Source organism: Variovorax sp. RTB1 (genome assembly GCF_035018765.1).
In the GTDB taxonomy this organism is placed as follows: domain Bacteria; phylum Pseudomonadota; class Gammaproteobacteria; order Burkholderiales; family Burkholderiaceae_C; genus Variovorax.
Genome location: NZ_JASJXG010000001.1, coordinates 269,798 through 291,946, shown reverse-complemented (window position 1 = coordinate 291,946; position 22,149 = coordinate 269,798). Strand labels below are relative to the sequence as shown.

Genomic DNA, 22,149 nt, shown 5'->3' with positions numbered 1-22,149 from the left:
TCTAGGATTGCCGCGGCCGTCGAGACAGCACCAGCAGCACGTAACCCAGCGTCACGAAAGGCCAGAGCCAACCGAGCCACTGCGACAGTCCGTGAAAGCGGATGAAGCGCCCCTGCTCCCACGTTGCCAGCGTCTGCGCGAAGTACGCGCTCTCCGGCGCCTGGTTCAGCAAGCTCAAGTGCAGCACCAGCGCAATCAGGAGCAGCGCGGCCAGAAAGCGACGCGGCGCCGCGAGCAGCAGGGCACCGGCGAAAACCGCGGCGGCAATGCCGATTTGCACCGGCAAACTCAACCAGGCCCACGCGTGCTCAGGGCCATAGCTCAGCGCCGCCGACAGCGCAGTGGTCGCGATCCCCATGCCGAGAGTCAATGGCAGCAACATGGCGCGTCGCACCACCGAGCGCGTCACGACGAAGGCCAGCAGGCACGGCACCAATGCGCCGAGCATCACGCACAGCAGCTCGACGCCGGGCACCAGCGGTTCGAGTTCGAACTGGCGAACCGGCATCCAGTCGATGAACGGCGTGTCTTGCAGCCAATCGGCAATGCCCGTCTCCATGCGCTCGAACACCTGGCCCAACCCGAACGTCACAGCTGCCGGGAACAGCAGCGCAGCCGGCCACAACGCAAGCAACACAAGTGCGCCACGCGAGTCTTCGACAAACCAAGCGGAGCGGGCACGGCTCCAGTGCGCCACCGCGCCGAAGCGCTCCAGCCCTGCGGCCAAGGTTGCGCCCACGAGCGCGCCTACGGTGTTGAGTCCGAAGTCGACGTTCGAAGGGATGCGCGCAGGCAGGTAGCTCTGCAATGTTTCCATGGCGAAAGAGATCGCGCCACCCGCCAGCGTGGCGCGCAGCACGGCGTTGAAACCGCCGGTGTCGGAGCGCGCACGCATCACGGCCACCGCCATCAGGAAGCCAAGCGGCGCGTAGCCAATCACGTTGATGCCCAAATCGAAGCCGGTCCAGTACTTCGGCCACGGCGCCGTCAGGTACGCCCACGGCGCGATGCCCTGGTCTCGCCAATCTGCGAACGGATAAAGACTGGCGTAGACGATCAGCGCCGCGTAGGCCAGGGAAAGCGGTAGCGCGGCGGTCTTGTGCGAAGCCGCCACGTTCAAAAGGGTTTGACGACGACGAGGATCACGATGGCCGTCAGCAGCAAAACCGGTGCTTCGTTGAACCAGCGGTACCACTTGTGGGTATGCCGCGCTGTGCCCGCATCGATGCGACGCAACAGCACGCCGCAAGCATAGTGATAGCCGATGGTTGCGAGCACCAGCACCAGCTTGGCATGCATCCATCCGTTGCCTGGCCCGAGACCGATACCGTAGCCCAGCCAAAGCCAGAGTCCGAAGGCGAGCGCCGGAACAGCGAGAAGCGTTGTGAAACGCAATAACTTGCGGGCCATCAGCAACAACCGGGCTCGTTCTGCGACCGATTCCGGCGGAACCATCGCCAGGTTCACGAAGATCCGCGGGAGATAGAACAAGCCGGCGAACCAGCTGGCGATGAACACGATGTGCAGCGATTTGACCCAGAGCATCGCAGCAGTTTAGTGGCGCAAGCCGGGCAATTGACTGACCGAGGATTTGCCCGACACCGCAGGCAAAAAAAAGCCCGGCGTCAAAACGCCGGGCTGGGAAGCCTTTTTGCTGTCACACATCGAGGCACCCGCTCAGGGAGGAAAAGCGGGGAGCGGCAAGCCGCCCGACACGGAATTTAACAAAGCTCAAACAACCTAACAAGCTTTGAGTTAACTATTTTTTGACGTTTGGTGCGGGAAAGCCAATACGAAAGCCCTCAAATCTGCGGTTTTACAGGCCGAATAGTCGCCCAAACGACAATCGTTGCAATCTTTCAGATCGGGCAAAATTTCCCGCATGACTTCTCACGCTTCTTCATTTGCCGCATTTCCGGCCGGTCGGCCACGCAGGTTGCGCCGCGACGCCTTCTCGAGGAATCTAGTTCGTGAGCATGCGCTCACATCCCACGATCTGATCTATCCCGTCTTTGTGCAGGAAGGAACGCAGCGCCGGGATCCAGTGGCTTCGATGCCGGGCGTCGAACGCCTGAGCCTCGATCTGTTGCTCCCGGTGGCCGAGCAGTGCGTCGCCCTAGGCATTCCGGTGATGGCGCTGTTCCCGGTCATCGACGCCAAGCTCAAAACGCCCACCGGTGACGAAGCTTTCAATCCAGACGGACTTATCCCGCGCGTGGTGTCGGCGCTGAAAGCACGCTTTCCGGAACTGGGTGTAATGACCGATGTGGCGCTCGACCCCTACACCAGCCACGGCCAGGATGGCTTGCTCGACGATACCGGCTACATCCTCAACGATTCCACCGTCGCAGTGCTGGTCAAGCAGGCCCTCACGCAATCGCAAGCCGGCGTCGATATCGTTGCACCTAGCGACATGATGGACGGTCGCATCGGTGCCATCCGCTCCGCACTGGAAGCGCGAGGCGATATTCACACGCGAATCATGGCCTACAGCGCCAAGTACGCAAGCGCCTTCTACGGGCCGTTCCGCGACGCCGTCGGCTCCGCGGCAAACCTGGGCAAGAGCAACAAGAAGGTCTATCAGATGGACCCCGGCAACAGTGACGAAGCGCTGCGCGAAGTGGCCATCGACATCGCCGAAGGCGCCGACATGGTGATGGTCAAGCCGGGCATGCCGTATCTGGACATCGTGCGCCGCGTGAAGGAAGAGTTCCGCGTGCCGACCTTCGCCTACCAAGTGAGTGGCGAATACGCGATGCTGAAGGCAGCGGCGCAAAACGGCTGGCTCGACCACGACGCTGTCGTGCTCGAAAGCTTGCTCGCGTTCAAACGCGCCGGCGCCGATGGCGTGCTGACGTATTTCGCGCTGGACGCTGCCCGCTTATTGCAAAAACAATAGCGCGATGCGCATCTTCAAGATCACCGGCTCGCGGGTCGACGAGCACGAGGCACTGGCGCCACTGGCCGCGCCTGGCGCCTGTGGGGACGACAGCTATTTGTGGCTATCGCTTACGCGCGATGAATTCCGTGCGGCGCTCGTCGCGGTACAGGGCATCCTGCAGACGGTATGCGGCACTCAGTTGGTCGATCTGCATGTCGCGGATCTGCTGAACGATCAGTTGCCCTCGCACTACGACTACACCTCGCTGTACGACGTGCTCGTGTTTCGTCGGCTGGCCGCACGCGACGGCGCGATGCCCGGCGCAGCGAACCAGGCTGACGTAGAACGCGCGCGCGCATCCGCGCCCGCAACGCGCGGCGGACCTCCGGTGCTGCGGCGCATCGACACGCGACCAGTCGGGTTCGCGGTGTTCGACCGCGTCCTGCTGTCGGTGCATCCGTTTGATGCAGCCATGCGCGACGCCTACGCGGCCAAGCTGCTGGCCGCTGCATCCGACGGCATCAATGGGTCGACCCCATCGCACAACGCCGACCCCGCGCTCGATGCCCGCGCCGTCAGTGCACGCATGCCGACCAGCCCCGCTGACCTGATGCTGCGCGTCGTCAACCAGATCGTCGACGGCTATCTCGATCTGCGGCGCGACCTGACCACGCAGCTCGACCATTGGCAAGCCGAACTGATCGAGCCGAAGAGTCGCTTCACCAACTGGGGCGCGCTGATGGAGGCGCGTCAGTCGCTGCGTCACCTCGGCAATATTTGCGAAGACCAGCGCTCCGCGGTTCAAGACTGGATCGACTCGCAAGAGACGCTGCCTGAGCCGGAAACAAAGCCGGCACAACGCGAGCGAGACCTGCTGATGGTGCGCAGCCGGGATGCGCTGGAACACATCGAGCGCGTGGTCAACCATGTGCGGCGGCTCGAGCAGAACATAGAGACGGCGGTCCAGATGCACTTCAGCATCCAGAGCCATCGCACCAACGACATCATGCGAGTGCTGACGGTGCTGACCGCGATATTCCTGCCGCTCAACCTGATCGCCGGCATCTTCGGCATGAACTTCGAATTCATCCCGCTGGTGCACAAGTCAGATGGCTTCTGGCTCGCGATGGGCTCGATGCTGGTCGTGGCGGTGGTGCTCGTGCTGGTGTTCTGGCGCAAACGCTATCTGACGCGCAGCGCCCGCTGATCGTTCGACGCGCGTCTTCTCAGCCTATAAAAAAACGGACCCGAAGGTCCGCTCTTTCAGTCGGTCATGCTGCCGAACCGTCTTGATTACAGCCCGGCTTGACGGGTGAAAGACACCGCAGGCTTGCGGTATTGGGCCGGCACCTGATCGCGATAGAACGCACGGCGGTCGAGGCTCTGCAGCGGGTTATGCGCAGTGGCGACTGCTTCCGAACGAACGACCGAGCGCTCGGCAGTCGAAGCGATCACTTGCACGCCGGAGTTGGCACCTTCCGCATACGGGTTGTCGCTGTGCGCAGCAACGACAGCTTGCGATTGCACTTCGGCGCGACTGGCGATCGACGTCGGCGCATGCACGCCTTCATAAGTTTCAGCTTGAGCGGCAGCAGCAGCGAACAAAGTGAGCGCGGCAGCGGCGATGATTTTCGAGGTCTTCATTTCAATTTCCTTCAACTGTTTGGATGATTTCGAACCGGTCTTGGGTGGGTGCCGCTTCCTCGTTCGGATGCGACCTCCTCGCTCGGGGCCCTGTTCACCCAGATCAACTTGTGGGCTGGTCTGTGAGATGAAGTTTGAACCGAGAATGGCAGGGAAAACCCGCAGAAAAAGAACCTCGGCGTTCGCGCCCTGGAAACAATCACCTCTTTATCGGACCGCCTCGATGGACAGCTTCGACCTCATCAAAACCTTCCATGAAGTCGCTGCGCGCGGCAGCTTTTCCCGCGCCGCAACAGCGCTCGACATGTCGAAAGCGACGGTGAGCAAATACGTGGCCGAGCTCGAAACGCGCTTCGGCGTGCGCTTGCTCAATCGCTCGACGCGATCGGTCAGTCTCACCGATGCCGGCCAGCTGCTGCTCGAACGCAGCAAGCCGGTGATGGAGATGGTTGCGCTGACGACTGCCGAGTTGCAGGAGCACGCCAGCAAGCCGCGCGGCAGGCTGCGCGTGTCGGCCCCGCACGGCATGGGCCAGGGCGACCTGCCCAAGCTCATCGGGCAGTTCATGGGCTACTACCCCGATGTGAGCATCAGCCTGCACCTGAGCAATCGGATGGTCGACATGGCGGAGGAAGCCATCGACGTGGCGCTGCGCTTCGGCCCCATCGAAGACGACAACCTGATCGTGCGGCGACTCATGCTGATGAAGCTCGTGCTGTGCGCCTCGCCGCGCTACTGGAAAAAGCACGGCAAGCCGACGCATCCGTCGGAGTTGACGCAGCACGACGCGCTGACGCACTCACGCCTCGGGCTGCATCCGCACTGGCGTTTTCAGGTCGACGGCAAACCGCTCGATGTGCCGCTCAAGACGCGCATGGACGCGACCGAGGCTGGCCCGCTCATCGAGGTGGCGATGCAGGGCTTCGGCGTGACCTATCTGCCGGCGCTGATCATCCAGCCGCACCTCGACCATGGCGAGCTGGTGCCGGCACTCGAAGAATTCGTTCGGGACGACATGTGGCTGTCAGCCGCCTACCTGCAGCGGCGCCACAACAGCGCGGCGCTGCGGGCGTTTCTGGACTTTCTGGAGACGCGCATCGGCACGCGCAGCACGACCAGAAAACATTGAGTGCGGCCTTCGCCTCGACTCAGGCCAGGTGCTTGGCAAAGAACGCCAGCGTGCGGTCCTTCGCAAGCTCGGCGGCTTCGGCGTTGTACGACCCGCGCTGCTCGCAGTTGAAGCCATGGCCGCACGCGTAAACGTGCACTTCGACATCGGGATGCGCCTTCTTGAAGGCGTCGACGGTGTCCAGCGGAATCCAATGGTCGTTGTCGCCGAAGTGCGCGAGTACCGGCACCTGCGGCTCCAGCGCGCTTTCTTCCGGCGTCGTCATGCCGCCGCCGTAGTAAGGCGCAGCAGCCGAAAGGCCCGACACTTCGGCGGCAGCACGCCAGGTCAGCAAGCCGCCCCAGCAATAACCGACGATGCCGACCTTTCCGGCACGCGCTGCGTAATCGACCGCCGCTTGAATGTCCTGCAACACGCCCGGCTTGGGGAGTGCTTCGGCCGCGGCCTTCAAGGCTGAGCCCGCCTTCATGTCTTCATCCGAGTAGCCCAGCTCGACGCCCGGCTTCGTGCGCTGAAAGGTCGATGGAGCCACGGCCAGATAGCCCTCGGCCGCATAGCCGTCGGCCACCGAACGAATGTGCGAGTTGACGCCGAAAATTTCCTGCAACACCACGACTGCGCCCTTCGGCGTGCCCTTGGGTTCTGCCACGTAGGCCGGAAAGGTAAAACCGTCTTTGGCGGTGAGATCGATGAATTGACCCATGGTCATGCTCCTTGGTTGGATGGATTTTTCAGGCTCAGTGCCCGCTCGACGAAGTCGAGCCGGTCCTGGCCCCAGAAGATTTCGCCGTCGACCACGTAGCTCGGCGCACCGAAGATCCCGATGTCGATCGCTTCCTGCGTGTAGGCCTCGTAGCGTTCCTGCACGGCTTGGCTTTGCGATTGGTCGTTGCGTTGTTCCGGCAGGTCGCATTCAGCGACCAGCTCGGCAAGCACCTTGGGGTCGGCGATGTTTCGCTCTTGCGCCCACACCGCGCCGAACACGGCAGCGCACAGACGCATGGCCGCCTCGGTGCCGTCCTTGATATCGACCGCGATGATGACTTTGGCCGCGTCGTCGCTGGCCACTGGAAAGAACTTGGGCTTGGGATGCAGCGGCACATCGAGATGGCTCGAGTAGCGCGCGAGTTCGACCAGTCGATAAGTCTGGCGTTGCGGTGCCCGTTTGCCGAGCGGCAAGCCGCCCGACACGGGGTAGACGCTGCCCAGGTCGACCGGCCGCACACGCACCGTGGCGCCGGCTGATTTGGCGATAGCGGCGAAGCGCGCGTGACCGAGATAGGTCCACGGGCTCTGCGGCGCAAAGTAGTAATCGATCGTGCGTGTCAAGGGTGTCTCCTCGTGATGTCGCGGTGATGTAATCAGTTTTTAACTGACGCGCAACTTTTGTGCAGGAGGCAGGATTTGGAACAAGTGCTCTTGATCACCGGTGGCGGTCGCGGCATCGGCGCCGCCACCGCACTGCTCGCGGCGCGCCGCGGCTATGCCGTCGCCGTCAACTACGCCAGCCAGCCGCTCGCTGCCGACGAGGTGGTGCGCGCCATTCGCGCCGAGGGCGGCACGGCGATCACCGTGCAGGCCGATGTCGGCGACGAAGCGCAGGTCCTGGCGATGTTCGCGAAGGTCGATGCCGAGCTCGGCCGGCTCACCGCGCTGGTCAACAACGCAGGCGTGGTCGACGTGCAGGCGCGCGTCGACCAGATGTCGGTCGCGCGGCTCGAACGCATGCTGCGCATCAACGTGATTGGCAGCTTTGTCTGCGCGCGCGAGGCGGTGCGACGCATGAGCACCCGTCACGGCGGCGCAGGCGGCGTGATCGTCAATTTGTCGAGCGCTGCAGCGCGGCTCGGTGGCCCGGGCCAGTACGTCGACTACGCCGCGAGCAAAGGCGCCATCGACACCTTCACCCTCGGCCTGGCCAAAGAGGTGGCCGACGAAGGCATTCGCGTCAACGCAGTGCGGCCGGGCTTGATCGACACAGACATCCACGCCTCCGGTGGGCAGCCCGGTCGCGCCGCAGAACTGGCGCCCGGCGTGCCGATGAAGCGCGTCGGCAGCGCGCAGGAAGTTGCCGAAGCGATCGTGTGGTTACTGTCGCCCGAATCGAGCTACACCACCGCGACGGTACTGGACGTCGCGGGAGGACGCTGATGGCCAGCCCGACGATGGATCTCATCAAGCCGATGATCACGCTGCTGGCCATCGTCAACCCGCTCGCCATCGTTCCGTTCTTCATTCACTACACGCAGGAGTTCAACGAGGCGCAAAAGCGACGCACGGTCATCGTGGCTTCGTTCAGCGCGTTCGTGGTGATCGCGGTCAGCGCACTGCTCGGGTTGCAACTGCTCGGGTTCTTCGGCATTTCGATCGCCAGCTTTCAAGTCGGCGGCGGTCTGCTGCTGATGATGAGTTCGCTGTCGATGCTCAACGCCAAACCGGCGGAAGACAAGACGACCAACGAGGAAATCCGGGCGACAGAGGTGAAGGCGTCGCTCGGTGCATCGATCGCGGTCGTGCCCTTGACGATCCCGCTGCTGACCGGCCCGGCGACCATGTCGACGGTGGTGATCTATGCCGAGAAGGCGAAGCACCTCTGGGAGCTTTTCGTGCTGGTCGGTTATGGCGCGGTCATCGCACTGGCGACCGCTGCTGCGTTCTCGTTGGCGGAGCCGATTGCCAAGGTGCTGGGCCGCACCGGCATCAACATCATGACGCGGCTGATGGGACTGATCCTCGCGGCTTTGGCTGTCGAAGTGATGGCCGACGGCCTAGGCAAGTTGTTCCCCGTGCTGTTGTCGCGCGGCGCCTAAGGCCGTCATTCGGCTCTCGGCGGCGGGCTTAACGCGGCAGCTGATCGACCCACGCGACCATCTCTGCAATCGCCGCATCGCTCGCTGCCGCCAGCGCCTTCACGCCGCCTGCGGCATCGCCTGTCGGTGCCGGGCGCTGCGCGTTGAAGCTGCGCTGCCCAAGCACCCTGTCGCCGCCCGCCGTGCTTTGAACCAGCGTCGCGCGCAGCCGCACCAACCCCACGCTCGAGCCTTGCGATTCGAAGTACTGGCTGAACTCGTCGAGCGAGATCCGCAGCGTGTCCGGCACCTTGCCGTCGCGACGCGCGATGGTCGCGCTCTCTTCCGGCCCGAGCACAGTGCGACGTGCCGACAGCGCTTCACGCAAACGCTGCCGCAGCAACTGCGTCGGCGCGACGCTCCAGCGCGACTGACCGTACGGCTTGAGTTCGTTGGCATCGGCATAGCCCAATCGATAGTTCAGCTGGGTGCCGTCGAGCCTCGTGTTGGCATCGATCTCCGGCAAAGAGATGGGCGGCATCACGGTGCTCGTCGTGGCGGATGGCGTACCGAGCCCCGGCCCGAAGTCGTAGAGCGCCGCGCGCTGTGGCTTGTCCGGCAATGCGCCGCAACCTGCGATCAAGAGCGCGAGCAGAGCCGGCCCGAAGGCAGACGGCAGTACAAGCCGAGCGACTGAATCGATTGGTTTCATGTGTTCCCCTTCAAGGGCGCGCTGCGCTGTTGGCGGCCGGCAGTGCGGAAGCCGGAGGCAGTGCGAAGCCGGGCTCACCCGGTCCGGCTGCAGCACCGCCGTTGCCGAACAAGAGCGATTGCGGGTTGTCGTTGATGCCGTCGGCCGCGCGGCCGAGCCGGCGTACCGCGCGGGAGGTGTCGTCGGCCACGCGATTGACGCGCGGCAGCGTCGCGGTATTGAAAGAATCCACTGCCTGACCCAGCGCCTGCGTGCCGCTCGCCAATCGGTCGAGCGCACCGTCTTTCTCGTTGACGCGGCTCACCGTCGAATTGAGGTTGTTCGCCACCCGCGACACATCGGTGGCGGCGGCCTTCACGCGCGTCAACGCATCGGGCATGGCCTTGAGCGCCGGATCGAGTGACGTCTTGACGGTGTTGTCGAGTCGCTTGGTCAGATCGTTCGCGCTGCCAGCCGCCTGCGCGATGTTGTCGAGCGCGTCGGCGAAGCGCTTTTGGTTGGTATCGCCGAGCAAGGTGTTGGCGCGCTTCGTCACTTCCTCGACCTGGTTGATGATGGCTTCGCCGCGGTCCTGCAACTGCGCGAGGGCCGATTGCTTGAGCGGAAGGCGCGGCGGATCGTCGTTGTTGGGCACCAGCGCCACGGTCGATCCGCCCTTGTCGTCCAGCGCGATAAACGCCAGGCCGGTCACGCCTTGGTAGCTCAGCGTCGCGTAGCTCGATTGCGTGAGCGGCACGCGCTCGTCGACACTGATGCGCACCCGCACGTTGCCCTTGCGCTTGGGGTCGAAGTCGATGAGCGTGACCTTGCCGACCGCGATGCCGCGGTAGCGCACCATGGCCTGCGGCTGGAGACCGCTCACCGCATCGCTGGTCGACAGTTCGTAGATATTGCGCACGGTGTTGTCGCGCGTGAACCAGACCACCAGCCCTACGAGCAAGGCGATAAGTCCGAGCACGAAAGCACCGGCGGCAATGGCATGGGCCTTGTTTTCCATGGGCAGTGTTCCCTTTCTTTCTAGCCCGCGTTGGCGGGCCGTGCAATCGGCGGGGTCGCACGTTTTTCGTGCAACGCCGCCATGGCGCGCTGGCCGCGTCCGCCGAGAAAATATTGGTGGATGAAGGGGTGCGGATAGGCGATCACATCGCGCGCTTCGCCGGTCACGATCACCTTATGGTCGGCCAGCACCGCGATGCGCGTGCTGAGGTCGAACAGCGTGTCCAGATCGTGCGTGACCATGACCACCGTGAGGCCGAGTTCACGGTGCAGGCCCCGCAGAAGATCACAAAGCTCATCGGCGCTCTCCGGGTCCAGGCCGGCCGTCGGTTCGTCCAGCAACAGCAGCGGCGGATCCATGATGAGCGCACGCGCGAGCGCCACCCGCTTGATCATGCCGCCCGACAACTCCGACGGGCTGCGGCCTGCGTTCTCGGGCCCCAGGCCGACCATCTGCAACTTGACCATTGCGGCGTCGCGGATGAGTTCGTCGGGCAGCAACTTCAATTCGCGCAACGGAAACGCGATGTTCTCCAGGACGCTGAATGCAGAGAACAGTGCGCCGTGCTGAAACAGCATGCCGACGTTGGCTGCACCCGTCGCGCTGAGCTTGCCGGGCGCCTCGCCCAGCACCTTGACATCGCCCTTCGTCGGTTGCTCGAGCCCGAGCATTTGCCGGAGCAGCACGGTCTTGCCGGTGCCCGACCCGCCGACCAGCGACAGGACCTCGCCCCGCTGGATGACGAGGTCGAGGTCGCGGTGCACCACCTGGTCGCCTTCCGGGCTCTTGAACACCGTCCAGAGCTTGCGGATTTCGACCACGGGCACGCTCGGATCGACGAAGCCTGTCACGACGAAAACCCCACGCCGCGGAACAGGACCGCGAACAATGCATCGACCAGAATCACGATGGTGATGGAGGTCACCACCGACGACGTCGTGCCCTTTCCCAGACTTTCGGTGTTGGGCTTGACCTTCATACCGAAGTAGCAGCCGACCAGCGCGATCAGGATGCCGAACACCGCCGACTTGGCGAGCGCGAGGTACAGGTTACCGATGGGCACCGCGCGCGGCAGCGCCGACAAAAAGAAGGCGGGCGAAATATAGAGCGCAGCCTCGGCGGCCAGCATGCCACCCGCCAATGCTGCCATCGACGTCCAGAGGCTGATGAGCGGCATGGCAATGGCCAGTGCCAGCACGCGCGGCATGACGAGCCTGAAGCCATGCGGGATGCCCATCACGCGCATTGCGTCGAGTTCTTCGGTCACCCGCATCACGCCGATCTGCGCGGTGATCGCCGAACCGGAACGCCCCGCGATCAGCACCGCGGCAAGAACAGGCCCGAGTTCACGCACCAGAGAAAGTCCGAGGATGTTGACGATGAAAGTTTCAGCGCCGTACTGCCGAAGTTGCTGCGACGTGAGGTAAGCCAGCACCACGCCGATGAGCAAGCCGACCAGCGCGGTGATCGGCAAAGCAGTAGCGCCGAACTGGTACAGATGCCCGGAAAAGTCGCGCCACGGCCCCCGGTGCGGCGCACGAATGAGCTTGCCGATATCGAGCGCAAGCTGTCCGATCATCCGGGTGAACTCGCCCGCTACGATCATCAGGCGCGGGCCGTTGAGCGCGAAAGCCTTGAGGCGATCGGCCAGCGTCTTGGGCGGCTCGTCGGGTGTGCTGCAGGTGTACCGCGCCACCTGATCGAGCACGGCCTTCTGCTGATCTGACATTTCCAGCGATGCGGGCCACGCGTTGTGCCAATGGCCCCACAGGAGCTGCGCGCCGATGTGGTCGAGTTGCTCGATCGGGCGCAGATCCCAAGCGGTTTCGTCGCTGGCCGGCGCAGCTCCGAGGCTCTTCGACAGCGCCTCCCAAGTCGACGTTCGCGACATGGCCAGCGCCGTCCAGCGTCCACTCGCGACGTTCAGCCGGTGCCCTTGCTCATCGTGCCGCACGACACGCGGCAAAACGCTTTCGGCGTCGGGCGCAGGGATCGGTGCAGCGGCTGGCGGCATGGGTTCGGTCGGTTCCTGAGGCGGCTCGTTTGAAGGCGGGATTCATCCTAACCGCAGGGTGCGTCAGGGCTGCACGGAAAAGCCCGGCGCAAGCGCACCACGCAGCCATTCGACGAATGCCGCAACTGCCCGGGGCACATGCGTCGCGTAGGGCCGGATCGCGTAGAGCTGCTCGCCGAACGCACCCACTGGCCGCCACTGCGCCAGCACCTCGACCAGCTTGCCCGCCTGCAGGGCCGACTGCGCACTGAAGTCCGGCATGAGCGCGATGCCCAATCCCGAGAGTGCGGCATCGCGCAACGCCTCGCTGTTGTTTGCCGCAAACGGGCCCGACACGGGCACGGTCAGGCGCTGGCCGGCGAGCTTCCCCATCGTCGACACCGTGGCCTTCGCCTCGAAGTGCCACGCCGGTGTGTCCTTCACACGGGGATAGTGCAAGCAGTCGTGCGAGGCGAGGTCATACGGTTCTCGGGGCACGCCACGGCGCCGCAGATAGGCGCGGCTCGCCACAAGCACCGACCGTGTGGCGCAGAGCGTCCAGGCCACGTGTGTGTCGGGTGGCGCAGCGGTGTGGCGGATCGCCAGATCGAAGCCTTCCATCGCCAGCGAACTGAGCCGATCCGACAGGTCGAGCTCGATGCGCACGTCAGGATGCGCCCGCAGAAACTCAGCGATGCGCGGTACCAGTTGCTGCCGCGCAAAGGCGACCGGCGCGGTTACGCGCAGCAGACCGGTCGGTACACCGGCCAGGTCGCGCACGCTGGCGAAGCTGTGCGCGATCTGCTCGAACGGCGTGCGCATGTCGTCGACCAGCCGCTGCCCCGCTTCGGTCAGTCGCACGCTGCGGGTGGTGCGCTGGACCAGTTGCACATTGGCAGCGCGCTCCAGCTCGGCGATGCGCTGGCTCATCGCGGCCTTGCTCACGCCGAGCCGTTGCGCCGCCGCCGTGTAGCTGCCCTGCTGCGCCAGCACGGTGAGCCAGTGCAAATGCATCCAGAGCGCTTCGATCTTTTGGGGTTCCATGGATGCATTGTTCACCATAGCGAACAATGCGTTCAGTGTTTGCGCCTTGGCGGCCGAGCTTGCGCTGCCTAAACTCCATCATCACTGGCGGCTCCGCGCACGCTGTCCATCAACCTTTTCCGCCCCAAGCGAGACACCCGATGCAAATCACCAAGACACCGATCGATCACTTCATCAACGGCCGCATGGTCGCCAACGCGTCCGGCCGCAGCCAGGATGTGACCAACCCGGCCACCGGCATGGTGACGGGCGCCACCGGCCTGGCCAGCGCGGTAGAAGTGAATGCCGCCGTGGCCGCGGCGCAAGCCGCGTTCCCCGCCTGGGCCGACACGCCGCCCATTCGCCGCGCTCGCGTGCTCTTCAAGTTCCTGGACCTGCTCAATCAGAACAAGGACGAGCTCGCCCACCTCATCACCGCCGAGCACGGCAAGGTGTTCACCGATGCGCAGGGCGAGGTCTCGCGCGGCATCGACGTCGTCGAGTTCGCCTGCGGCATCCCGCAATTGCTCAAAGGCGACTTCACAGACCAGGTTTCGACCGGCATCGACAACTGGACGCTGCGCCAGCCACTCGGCGTGGTCGCCGGCATCACGCCTTTCAACTTCCCGGTGATGGTGCCGATGTGGATGTTCCCGGTCGCCATCGCCGCTGGCAACACGTTCATCCTGAAGCCGAGTCCGACCGACCCAAGTGTCTCGCTGCGCATGGCCGAGCTTCTCAAGCAGGCCGGCTTGCCCGACGGCGTCTTCAACGTGGTGCAAGGCGACAAGGTCGCGGTCGATGCGCTGCTGGAGCACCCGGACGTCAAGGCGATCAGCTTCGTCGGCTCGACCCCCATCGCCAACTACATCTACGAAACCGGCGCCCATCACGGCAAGCGCGTGCAGGCCTTGGGCGGTGCCAAGAACCACATGGTCGTAATGCCTGATGCTGACATCGACCAGGCGGTCGACGCGCTCATCGGCGCCGGCTTCGGCTCGGCCGGCGAGCGCTGCATGGCGATCAGCGTGGCGGTGCTGGTGGGCGACGTGGCCAACAAGCTGATGCCCAAGCTGATCGAACGGACCAAAACGCTGAAAGTACTCGACGGCGAGAACCTCGAAGCCGAGATGGGCCCGATCGTCACGCGCGCCGCGCACGAACGCATCACCGGCTACATCGACCTGGGCGAGAAAGAAGGCGCCAAGCTCGTGATTGACGGCCGCCAATTCGACGGCGCCAAGGCCGGCAAGGGTTGCGACGACGGCTTCTGGATGGGCGGCACGTTGTTCGACCACGTCACGCCCGAGATGCGCATCTACAAGGAAGAGATCTTCGGTCCGGTGCTCTCATGCGTCCGTGTCGGCGATTTGAAAGAAGCAGTCGAGCTCATCAACGCGCATGAGTTCGGCAACGGCGTGAGCTGCTTCACCCGCGACGGCAACGTGGCGCGCGAGTTTTCGCGGCGCATCCAGGTCGGCATGGTCGGCATCAACGTGCCGATTCCGGTGCCGATGGCATGGCACGGTTTCGGCGGCTGGAAGAAGAGCCTGTTCGGCGACATGCACGCCTACGGCGAAGAAGGCGTGCGCTTCTATACGAAGCAAAAGAGCATCATGCAGCGCTGGCCTGAGAGCATCGGCAAGGGTGCAGAGTTCGTCATGCCCACGGCAAAGTAAGCTCCGAATACAGCCCGAGGCACGGCACACCGTCCCGGGCTTTTTTGTTTGATCTGGAGACAACGGCTTGAGCAACGACACCACTTTCGACTACATCGTCATCGGCGGCGGCACGGCCGGCGCGCTGATGTGCAACCGGCTCACGCGGCAGTCGCAAAAGCGCACGCTGCTGATCGAGGCGGGGCGCAAGGACGATTACCACTGGATTCACATCCCGGTGGGCTATCTGTATTGCATCGGCAACCCACGCACCGACTGGCTCTACAACACAGAGCCGGATGCCGGCCTCAACGGGCGCACGCTGCGCTATCCGCGCGGCAAGACGCTCGGTGGTTCATCGTCCATCAACGGGATGATCTACATGCGCGGGCAATCACGCGACTACGACCAGTGGGCCACTCTCACCGGCGACGACGCCTGGCGCTGGGAGAACGTGCTGCCCGCTTTCAAGCAGCACGAGGACTACTACCTCGGTGCCGACGAGATGCATGGCGCCGGCGGCGAGTGGCGCATCGAAAAGCAGCGGCTGCGCTGGGACATCCTCGATGCTTTTGCGCTGGCGGCGCAAGAGGCCGGCATTCCGCACAGCAGCGACTTCAATCGCGGCAGCAACGAAGGCGTGGGCTACTTCCAGGTCAACCAGAAGGACGGCTGGCGCTGGAATACGGCCAAGGCGTTCTTGCGGCCGGTTTGCTACGGGCGGCCCAACTTCGAGATGTGGGTCAGCGCGCAGGTGACCAAGCTCATCGTCGAGAAGCAGGCCGACGGAAGCCAGCGCTGCACCGGCGTGCAGGTGTGGGACGGGCACGAGATGGTGATCGCCCATGCGACGCAAGAAGTGGTGCTGTGCGGCGGCGCCATCGGCTCGCCGCAGATCCTGCAGCTCTCGGGCATTGGACCCGCGGCGCTATCGCAGGAATATGGGATTCCGGTCGTGGCCGACCTGCCCGGCGTCGGCGGCAACTTGCAAGACCACTTGCAGATTCGCGCGGTGTTCAAGATCGAAGGCGCACCGACACTCAACGTGTTGGCCTCGTCGCTCTTCGGCAAAGCGAAGATCGGCCTCGAATACGTGATGAAGCGCAGCGGCCCGATGAGCATGGCGCCGTCGCAGCTCGGGGCCTTTACGCGCAGTTCGCCCGAGCACGAATGGCCGAATCTCGAGTACCACGTGCAGCCACTGTCGCTCGATGCTTTCGGCGAGCCGCTGCACAGCTTCCCGGCCTTTACCGCGAGCGTGTGCAACCTGAACCCGACCAGTCGGGGCACCGTGCGCATCAAGAGCCCGCGCTACCAGGACGCGCCGGCGATTTCGCCCAACTACCTGAGCACCGATGAAGACCGCAAGGTCGCGGCCGATTCGCTGCGCGTCACGCGTCGCATCGCGGCGCAACCGGCGTTGGCAAAGTACAAGCCCGAAGAGTGGAAGCCCGGCGTGCAGTACCAGACCGACGACGAGCTCGCACGGCTGGCGGGCGACATCGCAACCACCATCTTCCATCCGGTCGGCACCGCCAAGATGGGCGCCGACAGCGATTCGATGGCCGTGCTCGACTCCCGCATGCGCGTGCGCGATGGGCGCGGCAATTTGATCCATGGCCTGCGGGTGGTCGACGCCAGTGCCATGCCCACGATCACCAGCGGCAACACCAACAGCCCGACGTTGATGATGGCGGAGAAGGCCGCAGGCTGGATGCACGAAGAGGCCGTGGCCGGCGCCAAGTCGAGGAGCGCCGCAATTTAGCTGGGGCTCACCGCAAGCCACCCACATAGCGCGGGGCGCCTTTCGAGATCACCGGCGCCAGCCCGGCCTTCGCAGCCGCCGCCTTCACCCGTGCTTCGAGCGCCAGCGGCGCCAGCGGCGCCATCGCAAATTCGAGCCCCGTGGCGATGGCCGCCAGATCGAGATCGCTCGTCGCCATTGCGTGCGCCCGCGCAATGCGCACTATCGCTGTCGCGTACTCGACGTTGACGGACATCCACTCTGTGTCGGTCACGCGGCCGGTCTTCCGGCGCAGCGCCACGTGCAGTCGGGCCGCTGCGGCTATGCGATCCTCTTCGGTCATGTCGTTGTGATCCTTCAGGTGCCGATGCGCTCGCGCTGCTGGCCGAGGTCGAGGCCCACCGCTTCGGTCTCGTCGCTGACGCGCAGGCCGACCACGATGTGGACCACCAGCAGCACCAGCCCCGTGCCGATGGCGCTGTAAAGCGCGACCGCGCCGATGGCAAGCGCCTGCACGCCCAAGTGGCCCGTTCCGCCGGAGATGCGGCTGTCTGCGAAGACCCCCGTCAACAGCGCGCCGACGATGCCACCGATGCCATGCACGCCGAAGACGTCGAGCGAATCGTCGGCCCGCAGCACGCGCTTGAGCGCGGTTGCACCCCAGTAGCAGGCCAGCCCGGCGATCAGACCGATGGCCACTGCTGCGGGCGGCGTCACGAAGCCCGCAGCCGGCGTGATCGCCACCAGACCTGCCACCAGGCCAGAACACAAGCCGAGTAACGATGGGCTGCGCCGTGTCGTCCACTCGCCGATCATCCAGCTCAGCGCGCCCGCCGCTGCGGCAAGGTGCGTCACCAGCATCGCAAGCCCGGCTCGGCCATCGGCCGCCACGGCAGAACCAGCGTTGAATCCGAACCAGCCCACCCACAACAGGCCGGCACCGACCATCGTCAACGCCAGGCTGTAGGGCTCGAAAGACTCGCGCCCGTAGCCGCGGCGCGGGCCGACCGCATAGGCACACACCAGGCCCGCCACGCCCGCGTTCACGTGCACCACCGAGCCGCCAGCGAAGTCGAGCACCCCCATTTGGGCGAGCCAGCCACCCGGCTCCCAGACCCAGTGCGCGATCGGCGCATAGACGAGGACGCTCCAGAGCAGGGCGAACCAGAGCACCGCCGACAGCCGCATGCGCTCCACGAATGAGCCAACGACGAGCGCACAGGTGATGATGGCGAAGGTCAGCTGGAACATCGCATACACCGACTCGGGGACATTCGGCGCGACATGGCTCACCGCAACGGTGCCCGCTTCTTTCAGATAGTCGAAGCCGGCAAACCAGAAGCGGCTCGTGCCGCCGAGCCATGACGAGCCCGCAGTAAACGCCAGCGAGTAGCCCATCGCAAACCAGGTGATCGACACGGCGGCGGCGACGACCAGCACACTGGCCATCGTGTTCAGCACGCTCTTGCGCCGCACCATGCCCGCATAGAAAAGCGCGATGCCGGGCAGCGTCATGAGCAGGACCAGCGCGGTCGATGTCATAAGCCAGGCGGTGTCGGCGCCATTGAGGGACGCTTGGGGAACCAGTGCCATCGGAAAGAGCCAATCGGGAATTTGGGACGCTCTTTGCCTGCACGAGTCGTGCCATTTGTTAACTTCCAGAAACAAACTCACGTCGCCAACGTGACGCCGCGCACGCTTTAGAGCGGGTTACTCCTAATGCACTACCTCGGTGCGACAACCTAAAGTCTCGCCACTCGCAAGCGGGCACGTCCCGGCTGTCGAGGGTCTGAGGAGACAAAGCTTCCGACTGTTAAACAATAAATATTCAAGGCATCCATTCGAGATGCCTGAATACCTTTTCGAAGCGCCGCTGGTCGGCGCTTTTTTTTGCGCGCTTCACAGACGCTTGCATGGCGGCATATAGCTACCGCAGGTCCTGGCCAGATGGTCAGCACTCACCAACAAACGGCCTTCTAACTTTCCGACGGTGCTAGACCATCTGCCGCCGAGGCCGTCGCGATGGTTCCACCATCCGGCGGATGTGGACGGCAAGACGGCTTCCTAGACTGAAATCCCCCACTCACAGGAGATTTCGTCATGCCGATTCATCTGACCAAACCGCTCGCCTGGAAAAAGGCCGACTCGGACGAGCTCAAGTTGCTGCAGGCCCTGCAGGGCAACATCCTCAAGGGCCACGGGCGAGAGTCGACTGCGGATATCTTCTTCAAGTTCGGCCCGGCAGCAAAAGACTCGAAACGCATGCTGCGCGACCTCGCGAACTTTCATGTCGTCAGCGCCCATCGGCAATTGCTCGACGCGGAAAAATTCAAGGCGAGCAAGAAGTGCGACGGCGGCGGTCCGTTCGTGCACCTGGCGCTGAGCTTTACCGGCTACCAGGCACTTGGCCTTGCCGCGAGCGCCCCGACCGACACAGATTTCCGCGGCGGCATGAAGGCTGCCGACAGCATTTCAGCGCTTGCCGACCCGGCCGTCACCGTTTGGGAAACGCCGTTCCAGAGCGATATCCATGGCATGGTGCTCGCAGCCGACGAAACGGAGGGCAAGACGGCCGCACTGGCCGCAAAGGTCAAAGAGCTCATCGAAGACGCGGGCGGCACCATCGTCCACGTCCAGCATGGTCGGGCCTTGAAAAACGCGCGCGGCGACGGCATCGAGAACTTCGGCTATGTCGACGGCCGCAGCCAGCCCCTGATGCTGCAGGAAGACATCGACGCCGAGACCTCCGCCACAGGCTCGTCGCGCTGGGACCCGGGCTTTCCGCTCAAGCTGGCGCTGGTCGACGACCCCGGCGTGACCGACACGTTCTCCTTCGGCAGCTTCTTCGTGTTCCGCAAACTCGAACAGGACGTGCGCGGATTCAAGACGCGAGAGCAGGAGATTGCGGACGTGCTCGAGCTCGAAGGCGAGGACCGCGAACTCGCCGGCGCGATGATCGTCGGCCGCTTCGAAGACGGCACGCCAGTGACGCTCTCCAAAGACGCACGGGACGACGATCCACCGAATAACTTCAACTACGACGGCGATGCCGGCACGCGTTGCCCGTTTCATGGCCACATCCGCAAGACCAACCCGCGCGGCAGCGGCAACGCCGAGACGCCGGCGCTCGAACGCATGCACCTGATGGCGCGACGCGGCATTCCGTACGAAGACGTCAAACGCGATGTGCATCCGTCGGAGCTGCCCGATTCCGGCAGCCTGGCCGAGTTCACCGCCGACGTGGCGCCCTCGTTGCCGACAGGTGGCGTGGGCCTCCTTTTCATGGCCTACAACCACAAGATTGGCGACCAGTTCAAATTCACCCAGCAAACCTGGGTCAACCTCACGCAGTTTCCGCTGCAGCCCGGCAGCCCGCACGGCATCGATCCGGTCATCGGCCAAGGGCCCAACAATCCGGGCGACCAAAAGCTGCCCAAGACCTGGGACGACACAGCGGAAGGCTTTGCCAACAATGCGCCGTTCGCAGGTTTCGTGAAGATGAAAGGCGGCGAGTACTTCTTTTCGCCCAGCCTGACCTTCCTGAAGAATCTCTAGGCGGTCGTCTGGGTGCGTGTCAGGGAGCCGTTGATCAGGGCGCAGTCGCCGGCGTCGCGGCCACAGTCGGCCAGGCGACTTCGCTGGCGACGCGTGGCTTGCCTATAGGCGCCGCTGCCTTGCCGGTCTTGATGGCTTCCATGTCGGCTTCGCTCGGGTACTGGTCCATCAACCAGTAGTCGAACACCCGGCGCGCGATGGGGGCTGCGGCACCGGCGCCCCAACCTGCGTTTTCGACCACCACCGCCACCGCGATTTTCGGGTCATTGGCAGGCGCGAACGCCATGAACAAAGCGTGGTCGCGCTGGTGCTCTTCGAGGGACTTGGCGTTGTACTTCGTGTTTTGTGCCTGCGTCACGGCCTGCGCGGTGCCGGTCTTGCCTGCTGCAACGTAGCCTGCGCCGGCGAACACACTGCGCGCCGTGCCGGCCGAGATCACTGCCATCAATCCGTCGCGCACCACCGACACGTTGGCAGCGCTGAAGCCGAGGTTGATGGCCGGCGGCTGCACCACCGACGTCATCTGGCCGGTGACCGTGTCACGCGTGCCCAGCACGAGATGCGGCTGGTGCTTGATACCGCCTTCGGCAACGATCGAGGTGGCCTGCGCCAGCTGCAGCATCGTGAAGCTGTTGTAGCCCTGGCCGATACCGAGCGAAATCGTTTCACCGGCGTACCACTTCTTGGCCTCGGGCCGCTTGTAGGCGTTGCGCTTCCACTCCTGACTCGGCAGCACGCCGCGCAATTCGCCACTCAGATCGATGCCGGTGATCTGCCCGAAGCCGAGCGGCTTCATGAAGTCGTGAATCAGGTCGACGCCCATCTCGTTGGCGAGCGAATAGAAATAGATGTTGCTCGACAGCTGGATGGCGCGCCGCATGTCGACGCCGCCCAGGTTGCCTTCGGGGCTGCCGAAGCGGTGCCCGGCAAAGTTGTAGTAGCCGGGGTCGTTCACGATCACGTTCGGCCCGCGCTTGCCGGTCTGCAGGGCGGCCAGTGCCATGAAGGGCTTGTAGGTCGAGCCGGGCGGGTAGGTGCCGCGCAGCGCGCGGTTCAGCAGCGGCTTGTCGAGCGACTCGCTGAGTTCTTTCCAGCTCTCGGTGTCGATGCCTTCGACGAACAGATTGGGGTCGAAGGTCGGCTTGCTGACGAAGGCCAGAACTTCGCCGGTCTTGGGGTCGATCGCCACCAGCGCGCCGCGCCGGTCCCCGAACATGTCTTCGACCATCTTCTGCAGCTTGATGTCGAGCGCCAGCATGACGGTGTTGCCTGGCGTCGCCGGATGGCCCGCCAATCGCCGCACAGCGCGACCACCAGCCGAGGTTTCCATTTGCTCGACGCCCGTCAGGCCGTGCAACTCTTTCTCGTAGCTTTGCTCGACGCCGAGCTTGCCGATGTATTCGGTGCCTTTGTAGTTGGCGAAGTCCTCGTCTTCCCAATCTTCCATCGCCGCTTTTTCGGTCTGGTTGATGCGGCCGATATAGCCGAGCACATGGCTCGCGATCTCGCCGTTGGGGTAGTTTCGAAAGAGCCGCGCCTTGATCTCGACACCCGGAAAGCGATAGCGCTGCGCCGCGAATCGCGCCACTTCTTCGTCGCTCAGGCGTGTGCGAATCGGCACCGAATCGAAGCTGCGCGAGTCTTCGCGCAGGCGCTTGAAGCGGCGTCGGTCGCGCGGCGTGACATCGACCACCTCGGCCAGGCCATCGATGGTCGCGTCGACATCCACAGCCTTCGACGGCGTGATCTCCAGGGTGTAGGCCGAGTAGTTCGACGCCAGGATGATGCCGTTGCGGTCGAGGATGAGGCCCCGGTTGGGCACCACCGGCACAACGGCCGTGCGGTTATTTTCAGCCTGTTCGGCCAGGTCTTCGTGCCGCACGACTTGCAGGTACACGAGCCGCATGCACAGCAGGCCGAAAGCCACCAGCACCGCGAGCCCGGTGACGATGACGCGGCGCTTGAAGCGCGCGACCTCGGCAGCGACGTTGCGTATTTCAGTCATGGGGCGATTGAGCTTAGGT

21 protein-coding genes are annotated in these 22,149 nt (G+C 64.2%); 8 read left to right on the top strand and 13 right to left on the bottom strand.

Annotated elements, in window-relative coordinates; translation table 11 throughout:
* Position 1: 1 nt before the first annotated feature.
* Both QN397_RS01340 and QN397_RS01335 read right to left on the bottom strand, forming a co-directional pair.
* Positions 2-1,114, bottom strand: a complete 1,113-nt coding sequence (locus QN397_RS01340; protein WP_323499876.1) for a VanZ family protein — start codon at positions 1,112-1,114, stop codon at positions 2-4.
* Between the two features lie 2 nt (positions 1,115-1,116).
* Positions 1,117-1,545 (bottom strand): CopD family protein, encoded by a 429-nt coding sequence (locus QN397_RS01335; protein WP_323497214.1) that lies wholly within the window; start codon positions 1,543-1,545, stop codon positions 1,117-1,119.
* A gap of 337 nt (positions 1,546-1,882) precedes the next feature.
* On the opposite strand from QN397_RS01335, the gene hemB reads away from it, so the two are divergent.
* Together hemB and QN397_RS01325 are read left to right on the top strand one after the other, a co-directional pair.
* On the top strand, positions 1,883-2,899 hold the full coding sequence (gene hemB, locus QN397_RS01330; protein WP_323499875.1) for a porphobilinogen synthase: 1,017 nt from the start codon (positions 1,883-1,885) through the stop codon (positions 2,897-2,899).
* A 4-nt stretch (positions 2,900-2,903) separates the two neighbouring features.
* Positions 2,904-4,088: a magnesium transporter CorA family protein gene (locus QN397_RS01325; RefSeq protein ID WP_323499874.1), complete on the top strand. Its 1,185-nt coding sequence runs from the start codon at positions 2,904-2,906 to the stop codon at positions 4,086-4,088.
* Positions 4,089-4,174: 86 nt separating this feature from the next.
* On the opposite strand, the gene QN397_RS01320 is transcribed toward QN397_RS01325, so the two are convergent.
* The gene (locus QN397_RS01320; RefSeq protein ID WP_323497319.1) at positions 4,175-4,525 is read right to left on the bottom strand and encodes an alpha/beta hydrolase; all 351 of its coding nucleotides are present in this window, start codon (positions 4,523-4,525) and stop codon (positions 4,175-4,177) included.
* A gap of 223 nt (positions 4,526-4,748) precedes the next feature.
* Between QN397_RS01320 and QN397_RS01315 the strand changes: the two genes are divergently transcribed.
* Positions 4,749-5,654, top strand: a complete 906-nt coding sequence (locus QN397_RS01315; protein ID WP_323497217.1) for a LysR family transcriptional regulator — start codon at positions 4,749-4,751, stop codon at positions 5,652-5,654.
* A 19-nt stretch (positions 5,655-5,673) separates the two neighbouring features.
* Here QN397_RS01315 and QN397_RS01310 read toward each other — a convergent pair whose 3' ends face one another.
* On the bottom strand, positions 5,674-6,357 hold the full coding sequence (locus tag QN397_RS01310) for a dienelactone hydrolase family protein (protein ID WP_323497218.1): 684 nt from the start codon (positions 6,355-6,357) through the stop codon (positions 5,674-5,676).
* Positions 6,358-6,359: 2 nt separating this feature from the next.
* On the bottom strand, positions 6,360-6,983 hold the full coding sequence (locus tag QN397_RS01305; RefSeq protein ID WP_323499873.1) for a 2-hydroxychromene-2-carboxylate isomerase: 624 nt from the start codon (positions 6,981-6,983) through the stop codon (positions 6,360-6,362).
* A 75-nt stretch (positions 6,984-7,058) separates the two neighbouring features.
* Between QN397_RS01305 and QN397_RS01300 the strand changes: the two genes are divergently transcribed.
* The gene (locus QN397_RS01300) at positions 7,059-7,805 is read left to right on the top strand and encodes an SDR family oxidoreductase (protein WP_323499872.1); all 747 of its coding nucleotides are present in this window, start codon (positions 7,059-7,061) and stop codon (positions 7,803-7,805) included.
* A gap of 14 nt (positions 7,806-7,819) precedes the next feature.
* The gene (locus QN397_RS01295) at positions 7,820-8,464 is read left to right on the top strand and encodes a MarC family protein (RefSeq protein WP_187054834.1); all 645 of its coding nucleotides are present in this window, start codon (positions 7,820-7,822) and stop codon (positions 8,462-8,464) included.
* A gap of 28 nt (positions 8,465-8,492) precedes the next feature.
* Here QN397_RS01295 and QN397_RS01290 read toward each other — a convergent pair whose 3' ends face one another.
* The 5 genes from QN397_RS01290 to QN397_RS01270 all read right to left on the bottom strand — a co-directional run bounded on the left by QN397_RS01290 (position 8,493) and on the right by QN397_RS01270 (position 13,189).
* Positions 8,493-9,155 carry an ABC-type transport auxiliary lipoprotein family protein gene (locus tag QN397_RS01290; RefSeq protein ID WP_323499871.1) on the bottom strand — a complete coding sequence of 221 codons (663 nt, stop codon included), beginning with the start codon at positions 9,153-9,155 and terminating at the stop codon, positions 8,493-8,495.
* A 10-nt stretch (positions 9,156-9,165) separates the two neighbouring features.
* A complete protein-coding gene (locus QN397_RS01285) occupies positions 9,166-10,152 on the bottom strand; it encodes an MlaD family protein (RefSeq protein ID WP_323499870.1) in 987 nt (328 codons plus the stop codon).
* A 20-nt stretch (positions 10,153-10,172) separates the two neighbouring features.
* The gene (locus tag QN397_RS01280) at positions 10,173-11,003 is read right to left on the bottom strand and encodes an ABC transporter ATP-binding protein (protein ID WP_323499869.1); all 831 of its coding nucleotides are present in this window, start codon (positions 11,001-11,003) and stop codon (positions 10,173-10,175) included.
* Positions 11,000-12,166 carry an ABC transporter permease gene (locus QN397_RS01275; protein WP_323499868.1) on the bottom strand — a complete coding sequence of 389 codons (1,167 nt, stop codon included), beginning with the start codon at positions 12,164-12,166 and terminating at the stop codon, positions 11,000-11,002. The genes QN397_RS01280 and QN397_RS01275 overlap by 4 nt, the downstream gene beginning before the upstream one ends.
* Before the next feature lie 63 nt (positions 12,167-12,229).
* Positions 12,230-13,189, bottom strand: coding sequence for a LysR family transcriptional regulator (locus tag QN397_RS01270; protein WP_323499867.1), 960 nt, complete (start codon positions 13,187-13,189; stop codon positions 12,230-12,232).
* 140 nt (positions 13,190-13,329) lie between these two features.
* Here QN397_RS01270 and QN397_RS01265 point away from each other — a divergent pair, with 140 nt between their 5' ends.
* Both QN397_RS01265 and QN397_RS01260 read left to right on the top strand, forming a co-directional pair.
* The gene (locus QN397_RS01265) at positions 13,330-14,847 is read left to right on the top strand and encodes a CoA-acylating methylmalonate-semialdehyde dehydrogenase (RefSeq protein ID WP_323499866.1); all 1,518 of its coding nucleotides are present in this window, start codon (positions 13,330-13,332) and stop codon (positions 14,845-14,847) included.
* A gap of 127 nt (positions 14,848-14,974) precedes the next feature.
* The gene (locus QN397_RS01260; RefSeq protein ID WP_416352298.1) at positions 14,975-16,591 is read left to right on the top strand and encodes a GMC family oxidoreductase; all 1,617 of its coding nucleotides are present in this window, start codon (positions 14,975-14,977) and stop codon (positions 16,589-16,591) included.
* 7 nt (positions 16,592-16,598) lie between these two features.
* Here the strand turns inward: QN397_RS01260 and QN397_RS01255 are convergent, their stop codons facing one another.
* Complete coding sequence (locus tag QN397_RS01255; RefSeq protein WP_323499864.1) at positions 16,599-16,913, bottom strand: hypothetical protein; 315 nt, start codon at positions 16,911-16,913, stop codon at positions 16,599-16,601.
* 14 nt (positions 16,914-16,927) lie between these two features.
* The gene (locus tag QN397_RS01250) at positions 16,928-18,163 is read right to left on the bottom strand and encodes an ammonium transporter (RefSeq protein WP_323499863.1); all 1,236 of its coding nucleotides are present in this window, start codon (positions 18,161-18,163) and stop codon (positions 16,928-16,930) included.
* A 507-nt stretch (positions 18,164-18,670) separates the two neighbouring features.
* On the opposite strand from QN397_RS01250, the gene QN397_RS01245 reads away from it, so the two are divergent.
* Positions 18,671-20,125 carry a hypothetical protein gene (locus tag QN397_RS01245; protein WP_323499862.1) on the top strand — a complete coding sequence of 485 codons (1,455 nt, stop codon included), beginning with the start codon at positions 18,671-18,673 and terminating at the stop codon, positions 20,123-20,125.
* A gap of 34 nt (positions 20,126-20,159) precedes the next feature.
* Here QN397_RS01245 and mrdA read toward each other — a convergent pair whose 3' ends face one another.
* On the bottom strand, positions 20,160-22,130 hold the full coding sequence (gene mrdA, locus QN397_RS01240) for a penicillin-binding protein 2 (RefSeq protein ID WP_323499861.1): 1,971 nt from the start codon (positions 22,128-22,130) through the stop codon (positions 20,160-20,162).
* Positions 22,131-22,149 lie beyond the last annotated feature (19 nt).

Coding starts and splice junctions, on each gene's coding strand:
- QN397_RS01335 (WP_323497214.1), bottom strand. CDS start 1,545: ATGCTCTGGGTCAAATCGCTGCACATCGTGTTCATCGCCAGCTGGTTC.
- hemB (WP_323499875.1), top strand. CDS start 1,883: ATGACTTCTCACGCTTCTTCATTTGCCGCATTTCCGGCCGGTCGGCCA.
- QN397_RS01325 (WP_323499874.1), top strand. CDS start 2,904: ATGCGCATCTTCAAGATCACCGGCTCGCGGGTCGACGAGCACGAGGCA.
- QN397_RS01320 (WP_323497319.1), bottom strand. CDS start 4,525: ATGAAGACCTCGAAAATCATCGCCGCTGCCGCGCTCACTTTGTTCGCT.
- QN397_RS01315 (WP_323497217.1), top strand. CDS start 4,749: ATGGACAGCTTCGACCTCATCAAAACCTTCCATGAAGTCGCTGCGCGC.
- QN397_RS01310 (WP_323497218.1), bottom strand. CDS start 6,357: ATGGGTCAATTCATCGATCTCACCGCCAAAGACGGTTTTACCTTTCCG.
- QN397_RS01295 (WP_187054834.1), top strand. CDS start 7,820: ATGGATCTCATCAAGCCGATGATCACGCTGCTGGCCATCGTCAACCCG.
- QN397_RS01290 (WP_323499871.1), bottom strand. CDS start 9,155: ATGAAACCAATCGATTCAGTCGCTCGGCTTGTACTGCCGTCTGCCTTC.
- QN397_RS01285 (WP_323499870.1), bottom strand. CDS start 10,152: ATGGAAAACAAGGCCCATGCCATTGCCGCCGGTGCTTTCGTGCTCGGA.
- QN397_RS01275 (WP_323499868.1), bottom strand. CDS start 12,166: ATGCCGCCAGCCGCTGCACCGATCCCTGCGCCCGACGCCGAAAGCGTT.
- QN397_RS01270 (WP_323499867.1), bottom strand. CDS start 13,189: ATGGAACCCCAAAAGATCGAAGCGCTCTGGATGCATTTGCACTGGCTC.
- QN397_RS01265 (WP_323499866.1), top strand. CDS start 13,330: ATGCAAATCACCAAGACACCGATCGATCACTTCATCAACGGCCGCATG.
- QN397_RS01260 (WP_416352298.1), top strand. CDS start 14,975: ATGTGCAACCGGCTCACGCGGCAGTCGCAAAAGCGCACGCTGCTGATC.
- QN397_RS01255 (WP_323499864.1), bottom strand. CDS start 16,913: ATGACCGAAGAGGATCGCATAGCCGCAGCGGCCCGACTGCACGTGGCG.
- QN397_RS01250 (WP_323499863.1), bottom strand. CDS start 18,163: ATGGCACTGGTTCCCCAAGCGTCCCTCAATGGCGCCGACACCGCCTGG.
- QN397_RS01245 (WP_323499862.1), top strand. CDS start 18,671: ATGCCGATTCATCTGACCAAACCGCTCGCCTGGAAAAAGGCCGACTCG.
- mrdA (WP_323499861.1), bottom strand. CDS start 22,130: ATGACTGAAATACGCAACGTCGCTGCCGAGGTCGCGCGCTTCAAGCGC.